This window comes from Pseudoalteromonas sp. TB51 (genome assembly GCF_000498055.1).
In the GTDB taxonomy this organism is placed as follows: domain Bacteria; phylum Pseudomonadota; class Gammaproteobacteria; order Enterobacterales; family Alteromonadaceae; genus Pseudoalteromonas; species Pseudoalteromonas atlantica.
The window spans coordinates 1-13,870 of sequence record NZ_AUTO01000208.1; the positions used below are offsets into that span (position 1 = coordinate 1).

General features: G+C 42.5%; 20 protein-coding genes. 2 read left to right on the forward strand and 18 right to left on the reverse strand.

Going from position 1 to position 13,870, the window contains the following annotated elements; all coding sequences use genetic code 11:
* Positions 1-527: 527 nt before the first annotated feature.
* From rplQ to L650_RS0111115, 18 genes are all read right to left on the reverse strand, one after another.
* Positions 528-929: a 50S ribosomal protein L17 gene (gene rplQ / locus L650_RS0111030; RefSeq protein WP_004589197.1), complete on the reverse strand. Its 402-nt coding sequence runs from the start codon at positions 927-929 to the stop codon at positions 528-530.
* Positions 930-968: 39 nt separating this feature from the next.
* Positions 969-1,955, reverse strand: a complete 987-nt coding sequence (locus L650_RS0111035; protein ID WP_004589198.1) for a DNA-directed RNA polymerase subunit alpha — start codon at positions 1,953-1,955, stop codon at positions 969-971.
* Between the two features lie 24 nt (positions 1,956-1,979).
* Complete coding sequence (gene rpsD / locus L650_RS0111040) at positions 1,980-2,600, reverse strand: 30S ribosomal protein S4 (RefSeq protein ID WP_004589199.1); 621 nt, start codon at positions 2,598-2,600, stop codon at positions 1,980-1,982.
* A gap of 21 nt (positions 2,601-2,621) precedes the next feature.
* A complete protein-coding gene (rpsK, locus tag L650_RS0111045; protein ID WP_002959471.1) occupies positions 2,622-3,008 on the reverse strand; it encodes a 30S ribosomal protein S11 in 387 nt (128 codons plus the stop codon).
* A gap of 12 nt (positions 3,009-3,020) precedes the next feature.
* On the reverse strand, positions 3,021-3,377 hold the full coding sequence (gene rpsM / locus L650_RS0111050; RefSeq protein WP_004589200.1) for a 30S ribosomal protein S13: 357 nt from the start codon (positions 3,375-3,377) through the stop codon (positions 3,021-3,023).
* A 125-nt stretch (positions 3,378-3,502) separates the two neighbouring features.
* Complete coding sequence (gene rpmJ / locus L650_RS0111055; protein ID WP_002959476.1) at positions 3,503-3,616, reverse strand: 50S ribosomal protein L36; 114 nt, start codon at positions 3,614-3,616, stop codon at positions 3,503-3,505.
* Positions 3,617-3,638: 22 nt separating this feature from the next.
* A complete protein-coding gene (gene secY, locus L650_RS0111060; protein WP_004589201.1) occupies positions 3,639-4,967 on the reverse strand; it encodes a preprotein translocase subunit SecY in 1,329 nt (442 codons plus the stop codon).
* A gap of 10 nt (positions 4,968-4,977) precedes the next feature.
* A complete protein-coding gene (rplO, locus tag L650_RS0111065; RefSeq protein ID WP_004589202.1) occupies positions 4,978-5,412 on the reverse strand; it encodes a 50S ribosomal protein L15 in 435 nt (144 codons plus the stop codon).
* A 4-nt stretch (positions 5,413-5,416) separates the two neighbouring features.
* On the reverse strand, positions 5,417-5,599 hold the full coding sequence (gene rpmD / locus L650_RS0111070) for a 50S ribosomal protein L30 (protein ID WP_004589203.1): 183 nt from the start codon (positions 5,597-5,599) through the stop codon (positions 5,417-5,419).
* Positions 5,600-5,601: 2 nt separating this feature from the next.
* The gene (gene rpsE / locus L650_RS0111075) at positions 5,602-6,108 is read right to left on the reverse strand and encodes a 30S ribosomal protein S5 (RefSeq protein WP_004589204.1); all 507 of its coding nucleotides are present in this window, start codon (positions 6,106-6,108) and stop codon (positions 5,602-5,604) included.
* A 9-nt stretch (positions 6,109-6,117) separates the two neighbouring features.
* Positions 6,118-6,468: a 50S ribosomal protein L18 gene (rplR, locus tag L650_RS0111080; protein ID WP_004589205.1), complete on the reverse strand. Its 351-nt coding sequence runs from the start codon at positions 6,466-6,468 to the stop codon at positions 6,118-6,120.
* Between the two features lie 9 nt (positions 6,469-6,477).
* A complete protein-coding gene (gene rplF, locus L650_RS0111085) occupies positions 6,478-7,011 on the reverse strand; it encodes a 50S ribosomal protein L6 (RefSeq protein ID WP_004589206.1) in 534 nt (177 codons plus the stop codon).
* Between the two features lie 13 nt (positions 7,012-7,024).
* Positions 7,025-7,417 carry a 30S ribosomal protein S8 gene (gene rpsH, locus L650_RS0111090; RefSeq protein ID WP_004589207.1) on the reverse strand — a complete coding sequence of 131 codons (393 nt, stop codon included), beginning with the start codon at positions 7,415-7,417 and terminating at the stop codon, positions 7,025-7,027.
* Between the two features lie 21 nt (positions 7,418-7,438).
* Positions 7,439-7,744, reverse strand: a complete 306-nt coding sequence (gene rpsN, locus L650_RS0111095; RefSeq protein ID WP_004589208.1) for a 30S ribosomal protein S14 — start codon at positions 7,742-7,744, stop codon at positions 7,439-7,441.
* Positions 7,745-7,754: 10 nt separating this feature from the next.
* Positions 7,755-8,294 carry a 50S ribosomal protein L5 gene (rplE, locus tag L650_RS0111100; protein ID WP_004589209.1) on the reverse strand — a complete coding sequence of 180 codons (540 nt, stop codon included), beginning with the start codon at positions 8,292-8,294 and terminating at the stop codon, positions 7,755-7,757.
* Positions 8,295-8,310: 16 nt separating this feature from the next.
* Positions 8,311-8,625 (reverse strand): 50S ribosomal protein L24, encoded by a 315-nt coding sequence (gene rplX, locus L650_RS0111105; RefSeq protein WP_004589210.1) that lies wholly within the window; start codon positions 8,623-8,625, stop codon positions 8,311-8,313.
* 10 nt (positions 8,626-8,635) lie between these two features.
* Positions 8,636-9,004 (reverse strand): 50S ribosomal protein L14, encoded by a 369-nt coding sequence (gene rplN / locus L650_RS0111110; RefSeq protein ID WP_004589211.1) that lies wholly within the window; start codon positions 9,002-9,004, stop codon positions 8,636-8,638.
* 276 nt (positions 9,005-9,280) lie between these two features.
* Positions 9,281-11,251: an AsmA family protein gene (locus tag L650_RS0111115; protein ID WP_029773140.1), complete on the reverse strand. Its 1,971-nt coding sequence runs from the start codon at positions 11,249-11,251 to the stop codon at positions 9,281-9,283.
* A gap of 311 nt (positions 11,252-11,562) precedes the next feature.
* Here L650_RS0111115 and L650_RS0111120 point away from each other — a divergent pair, with 311 nt between their 5' ends.
* Together L650_RS0111120 and L650_RS0111125 are read left to right on the forward strand one after the other, a co-directional pair.
* On the forward strand, positions 11,563-12,726 hold the full coding sequence (locus tag L650_RS0111120) for a hypothetical protein (RefSeq protein WP_029773141.1): 1,164 nt from the start codon (positions 11,563-11,565) through the stop codon (positions 12,724-12,726).
* Positions 12,727-13,003: 277 nt separating this feature from the next.
* Positions 13,004-13,690, forward strand: a complete 687-nt coding sequence (locus tag L650_RS0111125; protein ID WP_004589216.1) for a TorF family putative porin — start codon at positions 13,004-13,006, stop codon at positions 13,688-13,690.
* Positions 13,691-13,870: the final 180 nt, after the last annotated feature.

Consider the following 13,870-nt stretch of genomic DNA (forward strand, 5'->3'; position numbering starts at 1 on the left):
GCTCTGCCGTCTCAGTGGGGTCGCATTATAGGGAGATCCGAAAACAGATCAACCCTTTTTTGAAGAAAACTTGAAATAAATGACTGTTCGCTGAGTATTTGAGCTAAACGCTCAAAAACCCTACTAAAAGTAGCCTTAAGCTCACTAAATTAGCGAGTTAAAATAAAATATCTCTGTTTGATTGGCTAATTTGCTTTACCACTATCCAAATTACACTGTACATCTACAGTCTGGGGTATGTTTTACAAACCTTATAAGCTCTACTTAGAGGGTTACCGCTTAATTAAGCTTTTTGAAAATACAGGCTTTATAACTACATTGGTTTAACTAAGTCGGTTTAACAGAATGAAGGTAATAGGTAATAGGTAATAGGTAATAGGTAATAGGTAATAGGTAATAGGTAATAGGTAATAGGTAATAGGTAATAGGTAATAGGTAATTATCAAGTAACTATTTGGAGGGATGTCAAATTTTAGGCATTAAAAAGCCGAGCATTAAGCTCGGCTTTTTGGTGTCTCTTTAAAGACTTACTCTGCAGACTGCGCGTCTTCTTGAACTTCTTCGTTAGTCGCTGGGCGACCTACTAGTTCAATATAAGCCATTGGTGCATTATCACCAGCACGGAAGCCACACTTAAGAATACGAGTGTAACCACCTGGACGGTCTGTATTACGAGGACCGATTTCGCTGAACAATTTACCAACTACTTCATTATCACGCGTGCGAGCAAACGCTAAACGGCGATTTGCTACACTGTCAGTCTTAGCCAGTGTGATTAAAGGTTCAATTACACGGCGTAACTCTTTCGCTTTAGGCAAAGTAGTTTTGATGATTTCATGTTTCACCAAAGAACCTGCCATATTGCTGAACATCGCTTTACGATGGCTACTGTTACGGTTTAATTGACGACCACTCTTACGATGGCGCATGACCCTATCCTTCTAACTAAACTAATATAGTGATTTAGATTATTCAGCTAGGCTTGCAGGCGGCCAATTTTCTAGGCGCATGCCTAGAGAAAGACCACGTGAAGCTAGCACGTCTTTTATTTCAGTTAGAGACTTCTTGCCTAGGTTAGGCGTTTTAAGAAGCTCAACTTCAGTGCGCTGAACTAAATCACCGATATATTGAATTTGCTCGGCTTTCAAACAGTTTGCTGAACGTACTGTTAGTTCAAGATCATCAACTGGACGAAGTAGAATAGGATCGAATTCTGGCTTCTCTTCTTTCTCTTCTGGCTCAGTTACATCACGTAAATCTACGAATGCATCTAATTGCTCAGCTAAGATAGTAGACGCACGGCGGATCGCTTCTTCAGGATCTAAGGTGCCGTTTGTTTCCATATCAATGATTAACTTGTCTAAGTCTGTACGTTGCTCAACACGGGCTGATTCAACCGAGTACGCAATACGTTCAACTGGGCTGAATGATGCATCAAGCAGCAATCGACCAATTGGACGCTCATCGTCATCAGAGGATAAACGACTAGATGCCGGCACATAACCACGACCACGCTCAACACGAATACGCATGCTGATCTCGCTGCTATCTGTCGTTAAATGACAAATAACGTGATCTGGATTAGCAATTGTTACATCGCCATCGTGCTGAATATCAGCCGCAGTCACAGGGCCTACACCAGATTTAGTCAGGGTCAGAAAAACTTCATCTTTGCCTTCTAACGTTACTGCTAGACCTTTTAGGTTTAGTAGTATTTCAATGATGTCTTCTTGTACGCCTTCTTTCGCGCTGTACTCATGCAATACACCGTCGATTTCAACTTCAGTTACTGCACATCCAGGCATAGATGATAACAGTATACGGCGTAAGGCATTACCCAGAGTATGGCCAAAGCCACGCTCTAGTGGTTCTAAAACTACTTTAGAACGCGTTGGGTTGATAGCGTCGATATCGACTAACCTTGGTTTTAGAAATTCTGTAACAGAACCCTGCATTTTATCCTCTCTTAACTCTTAACTTTACTTAGAGTAAAGTTCGACGATTAGTTGTTCATTAATGTCCGCAGACAGATCTGAACGCTCAGGTAGGCGCTTAAAGCTACCTTCCAATTTCTTACCGTCAACTTCAACCCAAGTCGGCTTTTCACGTTGCTCAGCCAACTCTAGAGCAGCGATGATACGTGCTTGTGTTTTAGACTTCTCACGGATTACTACAGTATCTTCTGGAGCAATTACGTATGAAGGAATGTTCACAACACGACCATTAACTAAAATCGCTTTGTGGCTTACTAACTGACGTGCTTCAGCCCGTGTGCTAGCAAAACCCATGCGATATACAACATTGTCTAAACGTTGCTCTAAAAGCTGTAACAAGTTTTCACCTGTATTACCTTTAAGGCGAGCAGCTTCTTTGTAGTAATTACGGAATTGCTTTTCTAATACACCGTAGATACGACGTACTTTTTGCTTTTCACGTAATTGTAAACCGTAATCAGATAAGCGACCTTTACGAGCGCCGTGCTGACCAGGTGCAGTCTCAAGTTTACACTTAGAGTCGATAGCTCTTACGCCGCTCTTAAGGAACAGGTCAGTACCTTCACGACGACTCAGCTTGAGCTTAGGGCCCAAATATCTTGCCATGTTATTTCTCCTAACCTATTGTTAAACGCGACGTTTCTTCGGTGGACGACAACCATTGTGTGGTATTGGCGTCACGTCAGTAATGTTGGTGATACGGTAACCAGCAGCATTCAAAGCACGTACAGCAGATTCACGACCTGGACCTGGACCTTTAATGAAAACTTCTAGATTTTTTAAACCGTATTCTTGAGCAGCAGTACCTGCACGCTCTGCAGCAACCTGAGCAGCAAATGGTGTAGATTTACGTGAACCACGGAAACCTGAACCACCGGCAGTAGCCCATGATAGTGCATTACCTTGACGGTCGGTAATTGTTACAATAGTGTTGTTGAAAGACGCATGAACATGAGCCATACCATCAGCAACTTGCTTTTTAACCTTTTTACGACGAATTGGTGTCTTAGCCATAATACTATCCCCTTATCGCTTAATAGGCTTACGAGGACCCTTACGGGTACGCGCGTTAGTCTTTGTTCTTTGACCACGTAGTGGTAAAGAGCGACGGTGACGTAGGCCACGGAAACAACCAAGGTCCATAAGGCGCTTGATATTTAGAGTAACTTCACGACGAAGGTCACCTTCTACAGTGTACTTGCCAACTGCATCACGCAGTACGTCAAGAGTTTCGTCTGAAAGTTCACCGATTTTTGTGGTCTCGGCGATACCAGTCGCTTCTAAGATAGCCTTAGAGCGAGTCTTACCTATGCCATAAATAGCTGTTAAACCAATAACTGCATGTTTATGATCAGGGACGTTAATGCCAGCGATACGGGCCACTAACACATCTCCTATATTTGAATTTGGTAATCAAAAGTTTGAAAAGCCCGTAAGGATACTCAAACGAAGACCAAATCACAACTAAAAACACAGGCCGAGAAATCTCAGCCTGCACGACTGTTTACTTAGCCTTGCCTTTGCTTATGCTTAGGCTCACTGCAAATTACGCGTACTACACCAGCACGTTTAATAACTTTACAGTTACGGCATATTTTCTTAACGGAAGCACGTACTTTCATTGCTCAACTCCGTAAACTGACCTTATCGGCCGTAGCCTTTAAGGTTCGCTTTTTTCAGCACAGAATCATACTGATGTGACATCAGGTGAGTCTGTACTTGTGCCATAAAGTCCATGATTACTACAACGATAATCAAAATTGATGTACCGCCGAAATAGAATGGCGTTTGCCATGCCATAGTCATGAATTCGGGCACCAGACAGATAAAGGTTATATACAAAGCACCTGCCAATGTCAGGCGTGTCATCACTTTATCAATGTATTTAGATGTCTGCTCACCTGGACGAATACCTGGGATAAATGCGCCAGATTTCTTCAGGTTGTCTGCTGTCTCACGCGGGTTAAAAACCAACGCTGTGTAGAAAAAGCAGAAGAAGATGATAGCTGCTGCTAGCACCATCGCATACAAAGGCTGACCTGGAGTCAACGTTGTTGCAATAGCTTGTAGCACATCAGCGACCGGACCTTCACCCTGGCCGAACCAGCTTGCAATTGTACCAGGGAACAGAATTATACTGCTAGCGAAGATTGGTGGAATAACACCCGCCATGTTTACTTTTAGTGGTAAATGCGTGCTTTGAGCAGCAAATACTTGACGACCTTGTTGGCGTTTAGCGTAGTTAACAACGATACGACGTTGTCCACGTTCGAAAAACACTACAAGATAAGTAACAGCGAATACTATAACCGCAACCATCAACAGTACAAAAACATTCAAATCACCTTGGCGCGCCATTTCGGCTGTCGAACCAATAGCAGACGGCAGGTTAGCTACAATACCAACAAATATTAGAACTGAGATACCGTTACCGATACCGCGCTCTGTTATTTGTTCGCCCAACCACATTAGGAACATAGTACCAGTTACTAAACTCACCACTGCGGTGAAATAGAAACCGAGACCCGGGTTAACAACTAACCCTTCCATCATGCCCGGTAAGCTAGTTGCAATACCGATTGATTGGATAGTAGCAAGCACAAGCGTGCCGTAGCGTGTGTACTGGCTAATTTTTTTACGCCCTTGCTCACCTTCTTTCTTAAGCTCTATAAACGGAGGATACATATGCGTTAATAGTTGCGTAATAATCGAAGCCGAGATATACGGCATAATACCCAGTGCTAACACTGAAGCTCGCTCAAGCGCACCACCGCTAAACATGTTGAACATCTCAACAATGGTGCCCTTTTGTTGCTCGAAGAAATCGGCAAGTACAGCGGCGTCAATCCCAGGGATTGGCACAAATGAACCTAGACGGTAAATAATGATAGCACCTAAAACAAATAGTAATCGACGCTTCAATTCCGAAAGTCCACTTTGTGCACTTTGTGTATCTTGACCTGGTTTAGCCATTAGTACTTCCTTAGTCTTCTACCTTGCCTCCGGCAGCTTCAATAGCTTCGCGAGCACCTTTAGAAGCCTTAAGGCCTTTAACGGTAACAGCGCGTGAAACTTCGCCAGATTTAACAACTTTAACGAACAGAACGTTCTTTTTAACTAGACCAGCTGCTTGTAACGCGTTTAGGTCTACCACATCGCCTTCAACTTTAGCGATTTCAAAAAGGTTTACTTCTGCAGATACTAACGATTTGCGTGAAGTGAAACCAAATTTAGGTAGACGACGTTGCATAGGCATTTGACCGCCTTCAAAACCAACGCGTACTTTACCGCCAGAACGTGATTTTTGACCTTTGTGACCACGGCCACCAGTCTTACCAAGACCAGAACCGATACCACGACCAACACGTTTTGGAGCAGTTTTAGAACCTGCAGCAGGTGAAAGTGTATTCAAATGCATGAAATTAACCCTCTACCTTAACCATGTAAGAAACTCGGTTGATCATACCACGCACACATGCTGTGTCTTCTAACTCAACAGTGTGGTTGATACGACGTAAACCAAGACCGCGTAATGTAGCTTTATGCTTCGGTAAACGACCGATAGAGCTCTTTACTTGTGTTACTTTTACAGTTTTATTTGCCATGGTTACCCCAGAATTTCGTCTACGCGCAGACCACGTTTAGCAGCGATTGACTCAGGAGAGTTCATGTTCTCTAGAGCTTGAATCGTTGCACGTACTACGTTGATCGGGTTGGTAGAACCGTAACATTTAGAAAGTACGTTCTGCACACCAGTAACTTCTAGTACTGCACGCATAGCACCACCTGCGATGATACCAGTACCTTCAGATGCTGGTTTCATGAACACTTGTGAGCCAGCATGACGTCCTTTAACAGGATGCTGTAATGTGTTGCCATTTAGGTCTACATTGATCATGTTGCGACGTGCTTTTTCCATTGCTTTTTGAATAGCAGCTGGAACTTCACGAGCTTTACCATAACCAAAACCTACTTTACCTGCGCCATCACCAACTACAGTTAGTGCAGTGAAGCTAAAGATACGACCACCTTTAACTACTTTAGACACACGGTTTACCGCGATTAGCTTTTCAGCTAAATCAGGCTGTTGTTGCTTTGCTTCTACGTTAGCCATTGTCTACTCCTAGAATTGCAAACCGGCTTCACGCGCAGCATCAGCTAGCGCCTTCACACGGCCGTGATATTTAAAGCCACTGCGATCAAAAGCAATCTTTTCGATGCCTTTGTCAGCCGCACGTTCTGCAACCGCTTTACCAACTGCTTGTGCAGCTGAAACGTTGCCTGTGCCTTTAACTGTTTCGCTAATAGCTTTCTCAACAGTAGAAGCAGCAGCCAGTACAGTACCCTCAGCATTAACTACTTGAGCGTAAATGTGACGTGGCGTGCGGTGGATAACAAGACGCGTTGTGCCTTGTTCAATATAATTTCTACGAGTGCGTTTAGCACGACGTAGACGAGCTGTTTTTTTATCCATCGTCTTACCTTACTTCTTCTTAGCCTCTTTACGGCGTACATTCTCATCTGAATAACGAACACCTTTACCTTTATAAGGCTCAGGTTTACGGTATGCACGAATGTTAGCAGCTGTTTGACCAACTAACTGCTTATCTACGCCCTTAACTAGAACTTCTGTTTGGCTTGGAGTTTCAATCGTAATTCCCTCAGGAACTTCGAAATTAACTGGGTGCGAGAAACCAAGTGTTAAGTCTAAAACTTTACCCTTAGCTGCAGCACGGTAACCAACACCTACTAACTGAAGTTTCTTCTCGTAACCTTCATGCGTACCAACAACCATGTTATTGATTAGAGCGCGAGCAGTACCTGCTTGAGCCCATGCATTAGCTACGCCTTCACGAGGTAAAGTTGTAATAACGTTGTCGTTAACTTGTACTTCAACAGCGTTGTTGATAGTACGAGTAAGTTCACCGTTTTTGCCTTTAACTGTGATGTCCTGGCCTTTTAATGTAACTTCTACACCGGCAGGAACATTGATTGGTGCCTTTGCTATGCGAGACATAGTTCCCCTCCGATTAAGCTACAAAGCCAATGATTTCACCACCAACACCAGCACTACGTGCTGCGCGGTCTGTCATTAGGCCTTTAGAAGTTGATACGATAGCGATACCAAGACCACCCATTACCTTCGGTAATTCGTCACGTTTCTTATAGATACGTAGACCAGGGCGGCTAACACGCTGGATATTTTCAATTACAGCTTTGCCTTCGAAGTATTTCAACTCGATAGAAAGCTCAGGTTTCGCTTCGCTGTTTACAGCGAAATCTGCGATGTAACCTTCGTCTTTTAATACTTTAGCTACTGCTACTTTCAGCTTTGAAGTTGGCATCGTTACAGATACTTTCTTCGCTGATTGACCGTTACGGATACGTGTAAACAAATCCGCGATAGGATCTTGCAAGCTCATAGTCTTACTCCCGTGATACTATTACCAGCTAGCCTTTTTAAGGCCAGGAATTTCACCGCGCATAGCTGCTTCGCGAACTTTAATACGGCTCATGCCGAATTTGCGAAGGAAACCATGTGGGCGGCCCGTAATGTTACAACGATTACGTTGACGTGCAGGGCTAGAATCACGTGGTAAAGCTTGAAGCTTAAGTACCGCGTCCCAACGATCATCTTCAGATGCGTTAACATCGCTGATGATAGCTTTTAGTGCTGCACGCTTTTCAGCGTACTGAGCAACTAGTTTAGTGCGCTTTGCTTCGCGCGCTTTCATAGAATTCTTTGCCATAACCCTACCCTTATTTCTTGAATGGGAAGTTAAACGCTTCTAACAACGCACGGCCTTCCTCATCAGATTTCGCAGAAGTTGTGATTGTGATATCCATACCGCGTACACGGTCTACTTTATCGTAATCAATTTCTGGGAAGATGATTTGTTCACGTACGCCCATGCTGTAGTTACCACGTCCATCAAAAGACTTAGCACTCACACCACGGAAGTCACGGATACGTGGGATAGCGATTGATACCAAACGCTCAAAAAAGTCCCACATACGCTCGCCGCGTAAGGTTACTTTACAGCCTATTGGGTAGCCTTCACGCACTTTGAAGCCAGCAACAGATTTGCGTGCTTTAGTGATTAAAGGTTTCTGACCAGCGATAGCTTCTAGATCCGCAACAGCGTTATCTAAAATCTTCTTGTCAGCTAGGGCTTCGCCCACGCCCATATTTAATGTGATCTTTTCGATCTGAGGGACTTGCATGACAGAGCTGAAACCAAACTTCTCTTGAAGCTCAGCAACTACTTTGTCTTTATATACTTCATGCAGTTTCGCCATCATTCTACTCCAACTATTAGATAGTTTTACCAGTAGATTTAAAGATACGTAATTTCTTACCATCTTCAATCTTGAAACCTACACGATCTGCTTTACTCGTTTCCGAGTTGTAGATCGCAACGTTTGATACGTCGATAGACGCTTCTTTCTCAACAATGCCGCCAGCTTGGTTCAATTGTGGAACCGGCTTTTGGTGTTTCTTGATTAAGTTAATGCCTTCGACAAATACTCGACCAGACTCGGTAACAACTGAAAGCACTTTGCCGCGCTTACCTTTGTCTTTACCTGCTAGTACGATTACTTCGTCATCACGACGGATTTTTGCTGCCATGATAGACTCCTTACAGTACTTCTGGGGCTAGTGAAACAATTTTCATGAACTTATCATTACGAAGTTCACGAGTCACAGGGCCGAAGATACGAGTACCAATTGGCTGCAAGTTATCATTTAAGATAACAGCCGCATTGCTATCGAAACGGATCAGAGAACCGTCCGGACGACGAACGCCTTTTTTGGTACGCACAACTACCGCGTTTTTAACATCACCTTTCTTCACTTTACCGCGAGGAATAGCTTCTTTCACAGAAACTTTAATGATATCGCCAACTGCCGCATAGCGACGGTGTGAACCACCAAGGACTTTTATACACTGCACTTTGCGAGCGCCGCTGTTATCAGCAACTTCCAGCTGAGTTTGCATTTGGATCATGTTAATGACCTCCGGTGTAGTAATTACAACTTGCCTTAAATTTGTTTAAAATCAAGGCACTTCGATTAAATCCCACTCAAAAAACAACAGAGTTGTCTCTTAAGGGCGGGCAATTGTACCAGCATTGGCTAGTGAGTGGTAGGTTATTTTTTAATTAATTTCAGGGAAGGACAGATTAAAACTGAGTAAAAACCGCTATGTAGCTATTTTACAAGTGGTTATAAAACAATCAAGGCGCAAATAGCGCCTTAATTATTTATTTGTGGGGTTTAATAGTTAGCCAAATAAACCTTTTAGTTTATCTTTAACTTTGTCCTTGGCTTTTTCTTTTGCTTTCTCTTTGGCGTCATCGAGCTTTTGCTTTGCTTCATCTTTAAGCGCGTTGCTTACATCTAGCTTAAAGCCAACGTCATGAAATGGGCCTTCTATACGCAGTGGGATTTTAAAGCCTGTACTATCATCTGTAGTGCCTTGACCTTCAATCGAATCAACAATGCCGGTCACTAAGCGATAATCAACATTGGTTTTAGGCAAATCTACATCGCCTTCACCTGTAATACGAATAAGTGGGCTCATCAGCGATAGGTCGTTATTATGGCCCACGCCATTAGTAAAGTTAAAGCTACCGGTGAGCGCAGAAAAATCTGTTTGCTCTGATTCTTCAAAGCCTGTATCTAGCCCTTCACTCACAGCTCCAAGGTTACCCGTAATAAGCTCTTTGCCTTTGCGAACCATCTCAGCCACGTTTGCGCCTCTAACAGCACCATCGGCAAATTCAAAGCTAACCTTGCCATTTAATGCATTAATAAAGGTTTTTTGACTTTGCCCAGTTGTGGTTAAATTCCAATTTAATGACCCTTTACCCATGAGCTTATCAAAGCCAGCTGCATCAGTGAGTAACGGTTGTGCGTCTATGTCGGCTAAATCAAAATTTGTGCTTATTTTATACGGCGTTTGCTGCGCATTTATGTTGATAACCCCTTTACCAGTGCCCTCATATGCTTTAAAGCTATCTAAGCTTAATTTAGCAACGCTGTTGTTTAAATCGACTGTAAATTGATTAGCACCTAGCTCAATATCGTTAGCTTTTAAACCGCTTGAGCGAATAACTACATTAGCATTAAGTGCATTTAATGCGCTTAAATCAATTTTAGTATCGTCCCAAACAATCGGCTGCGCGGCTTTAGGTTCTTCGCTTTGCGGCGCTTGCTGCTTAGCGACTGCCTCCGGTAAGTAGGGATTCAAATCAAGCATACCGAGGTCTATATCAGCATTAACCGCTAGTTTAGTGCCTAAGTTTACTTCACTTTTTCCTTTAATCTCTAATTCATCTAGGGTAGCAATCAGCTCTTCTAAGTTAAACGTATCATCTATAAGATGCATTTTACCGTTTACACTAAACGCATTAAATGCATTTTCTTTAGCGTTTAAGTCTACCCCTTGCCAAGTTGCTAGCTCCTTAACAGAGTCGCCACTTAGCGCTAACTCACCTTTTATATCTTTACCTTGGCGAGCAATACTGCCGTTAAAAGTAAGATCGACCAAGCGAGAGTCTACGCTTTGAGTAACCTCAAATGTCGCCCCTTCAATTGCCTTTGCCGGCGTATCAAGCTTTACATCTAGCTCAAAGCGCTCTTGCATATATGTAATGCCGCCTTTGATCTCTAGTGTTTTACGTAGTGAAGGAAGTAAAATAGCCAATTCCAAGTCACTAATTTGTTGTTTAGCGCCTGTTTGCCCATCTAGGTAAGTAAAGGTACCACCGTAAATAGCCACTTCACCTAACTCTATATCAAAGTTCTCTGGTAGTTTAACTGACTCGCCTGATTGAGTTTGCTCTTGCGGCTGCTCTGCTACAGCATCAAACAACTGCCAGTTAGCTTTACCGTTTTTATCAGTTTCTAATAAAATATTGGGCTCGTTAATAACAAACTTATCAAGTTTGAATTCGCCGCCAAATAACGATAACCATGGTATATGCACAGCTAATTGCTCCATACTTGCCATGTCGTCGCGCGAGCCTGTCTGCATGTTTGCAAAGTGCACATCGTTAAGCTCTAACTTTAATGCAGGAAATACACTAAGCGTTTTATCACCTTTAATAGTAAGTGTGCGCCCTGTTGTTTTTTCAACCTGCTCAGATACTTTATTAAAAATAGTATCGGTTGGGATTAAAAACGGAGCGGCAATAATTAACGCAATACAAAGTAAGAGTATTACACCAACAATTTTGAGTAAGGTCTTCATGATCATCCTTTCAAACGTGCAAATAATGTTCTTATCATAGCGAGTGTTAGCTTTAAAATCATTGTCGTTGTGACAAAAAAGCACTTTATTGTAATTTATTTAATTTGAAATGAATTTATGCTTAAAAGTAAACGTTGCGAAATTGGTGACTAAAAGTAAAGCTCATCAAGTTTAAATCTAATTAAGTATTAAACCCTACAACATTGCATCCCTTGAATTGTTAGGTATGATGCACGGCCCTGTTGCTATTGGCGTATTTGCGCTAAAATAAAGCAGCTAAAAAATGTATCTACTCGGAGACTCTACAAGGCATGAAAAAACTGCTAATTTCACCGTCAAAAATGGCGCTAGGCGAACAAGAAAGTCAAATTTACCAAAACATCTTGAAGCAAGCTTCAGAACTAAGCCTAAACCTAATGGCCGTGAAAGTAGAAAACCACCCAGAGGATTTCTTAGGCTGGTGTTATGAGCTGCTAAGTGCAAGTAAAGACCGTATAAATTACGATTTACTAGAGCCACAACAACTGCCAGTTTTAAAAAAGCTGCATGACCAGTTAACCTCTGCAATTAGCTTTTTACAGCTTAAAACACTACGTGTAGCACCTTGGCCTGTTATTAGTATGTTTGTAGAACAACATAAAGAACTTATTGCACTCGACGAACAGCTTCGCCTTACTACGTATTTGCAAAGCATTCGTGAGCAAGCACTAAAAGATATGATCCCAGAGGATTTACTGGCATTTAGTGGTAAACACACTGCCACGCTCGACCCAAGCACCTATAACTTTGATGTTGAATGGTTCGCATCAACCAAAAGTGCAAAGGGTTTTCATCAAATGCTAGCCGACTTGCCTGGCGCGTTTGACGATGCACTTGCTAACATCCCGCTTGAAGGTGATGTGAGCGAAGCTGATTACCAACAGTTTGTTGTTGCTTATTTACTTGCCTTTAACGGTAGCGATGAAAAGCCAACCCTTGCTCCTGCTACACGTTTATTAGCAATGCGCCGCCCAGATGTGTTTACGCCGATTAGTAATAGCCGTCTTGATGCATTATGCGCAGCTTTAGGTATTACAAAATTAAACAATCGCGACTTTGAGCGCTACTGGCAAGATATAGTACAAAGCATTCATGCTATGTCGTGGTTTAAAATGGCTAATGGCAGCAATGAACTAGAAGAGCAACTAGTTAGTATAAAAGCGTTATTACCGTGCTTTTTTTACTATGCAGATGCCAGCACGGCCGACAACTCAAATTATATTAAGCTATTAAATAAACCTAAACGCAGCACAACAAGTGCAGGAAAACCACAGCGCAGAGGTAAAGAGTCAGCCGAAATACTTGTAGACCGTGCACTTGCAGCCGATGACATTCCCGAGCATATTCGTAGCAAACGCGACTCTATTATTAGCGAAGTACAAAAAGGCCGCGGAGTAAACGAAACAATTAGTCTTATGCGCACTATATTTGGCTAAATCTACCTAACCTAACTGTATTTTTCTGGTGCAGTTAGGTTAATTTATGCACCAGCAGTGTGCGTTTTTTAATTAACCTCCTCAATCATCCCCTCTTCTAGAACTTCTCAACATATTGTTTTATAAAAGTAAAAAAACAGTTTTATAGAAATTATTTTAAGCTGGCACATACAGTGCAATTGCATTCCCAGTTAAACAATAAAACACCGCCAGTCAAAGGGTTGCCAATAAGAGAATAAAAACCTAGGCGATAAAAATCATATAACGGGAAATGGACATGCTAAAACTAAAAAAAACCATCGCAATTAGCGCAATAGCTTTATTAGGTGCTACATCTTTAACATCAACAGCCGTACATGCAGAAGTAACAGCAAACGCAGCGGCTACGTCTAACTACTTATGGCGTGGTCAAGAGCAAACTGGGGGCGATGCTGCTATTTCTGGCGGTATTGATTACGCTGACGAGTCAGGCTTTTATGTAGGTACTTGGGCATCAAATGCTTCATGGGCCGATGAAATGACTTACGAGCTTGATGTTTACGCGGGTTTTGGTGGCGATATTAACGACACATTTAGCTACGATGTAGGTTACATTTATTACGCTTACCCAGATGCAGCTTCTGAGGCAGATGCTGATTTCTCTGAAATTTACGGTAGCATCAGCGCAGAAGGTTTCACCTTTGGCGCTGCAATCCTTGCCACTTCAGCGGCAGATGGCGATGGCACCGACTTTGGCGATTCATTATATCTAAATGCCGATTACAGCTTTGCTGTTGGCAGCAATGGTACTGAGGTTGCGCTGCACTTAGGTCACTACTCTGGCGACTTTATAGGCGATGATAATATTATTGATTACGGTATCTCTGTATCAAAAGATGGTTTTACTTTTGGCGTATCTGACACCGACATGGATGAGTCAGATGTTAAAGTTTACGTAGGCTACGCTGTAGACTTTACGCTTTAAAACAAAATGTGTTACTTGCTGCAACACTAAGGGCCTTTTGGCCCTTTTCTCGTTTAGGGCACCTAAATACTCACAGCGCCTTTTAATTTTAGCGACTAAAGCACCTTACTATAAAACCCACTTCAGTTAACCCCCGAGCTCCTCGCTGCTATTACCTCTTTTTACCAATATGCTAATTCG

Bases quoted from the DNA above. Each gene is read 5' to 3' on its own strand.
- rplQ (WP_004589197.1), bottom strand. From the start codon at position 929: ATGCGCCATCGTAAGAGTGGTCGTCAATTAAACCGTAACAGTAGCCAT.
- L650_RS0111035 (WP_004589198.1), bottom strand. From the start codon at position 1,955: ATGCAGGGTTCTGTTACAGAATTTCTAAAACCAAGGTTAGTCGATATC.
- rpsD (WP_004589199.1), bottom strand. From the start codon at position 2,600: ATGGCAAGATATTTGGGCCCTAAGCTCAAGCTGAGTCGTCGTGAAGGT.
- rpsK (WP_002959471.1), bottom strand. From the start codon at position 3,008: ATGGCTAAGACACCAATTCGTCGTAAAAAGGTTAAAAAGCAAGTTGCT.
- rpmJ (WP_002959476.1), bottom strand. From the start codon at position 3,616: ATGAAAGTACGTGCTTCCGTTAAGAAAATATGCCGTAACTGTAAAGTT.
- secY (WP_004589201.1), bottom strand. From the start codon at position 4,967: ATGGCTAAACCAGGTCAAGATACACAAAGTGCACAAAGTGGACTTTCG.
- rplO (WP_004589202.1), bottom strand. From the start codon at position 5,412: ATGCATTTGAATACACTTTCACCTGCTGCAGGTTCTAAAACTGCTCCA.
- rpmD (WP_004589203.1), bottom strand. From the start codon at position 5,599: ATGGCAAATAAAACTGTAAAAGTAACACAAGTAAAGAGCTCTATCGGT.
- rpsE (WP_004589204.1), bottom strand. From the start codon at position 6,108: ATGGCTAACGTAGAAGCAAAGCAACAACAGCCTGATTTAGCTGAAAAG.
- rplR (WP_004589205.1), bottom strand. From the start codon at position 6,468: ATGGATAAAAAAACAGCTCGTCTACGTCGTGCTAAACGCACTCGTAGA.
- rplF (WP_004589206.1), bottom strand. From the start codon at position 7,011: ATGTCTCGCATAGCAAAGGCACCAATCAATGTTCCTGCCGGTGTAGAA.
- rpsH (WP_004589207.1), bottom strand. From the start codon at position 7,417: ATGAGCTTGCAAGATCCTATCGCGGATTTGTTTACACGTATCCGTAAC.
- rpsN (WP_004589208.1), bottom strand. From the start codon at position 7,744: ATGGCAAAGAATTCTATGAAAGCGCGCGAAGCAAAGCGCACTAAACTA.
- rplE (WP_004589209.1), bottom strand. From the start codon at position 8,294: ATGGCGAAACTGCATGAAGTATATAAAGACAAAGTAGTTGCTGAGCTT.
- rplX (WP_004589210.1), bottom strand. From the start codon at position 8,625: ATGGCAGCAAAAATCCGTCGTGATGACGAAGTAATCGTACTAGCAGGT.
- rplN (WP_004589211.1), bottom strand. From the start codon at position 9,004: ATGATCCAAATGCAAACTCAGCTGGAAGTTGCTGATAACAGCGGCGCT.
- L650_RS0111115 (WP_029773140.1), bottom strand. From the start codon at position 11,251: ATGAAGACCTTACTCAAAATTGTTGGTGTAATACTCTTACTTTGTATT.
- L650_RS0111120 (WP_029773141.1), top strand. From the start codon at position 11,563: ATGAAAAAACTGCTAATTTCACCGTCAAAAATGGCGCTAGGCGAACAA.
- L650_RS0111125 (WP_004589216.1), top strand. From the start codon at position 13,004: ATGCTAAAACTAAAAAAAACCATCGCAATTAGCGCAATAGCTTTATTA.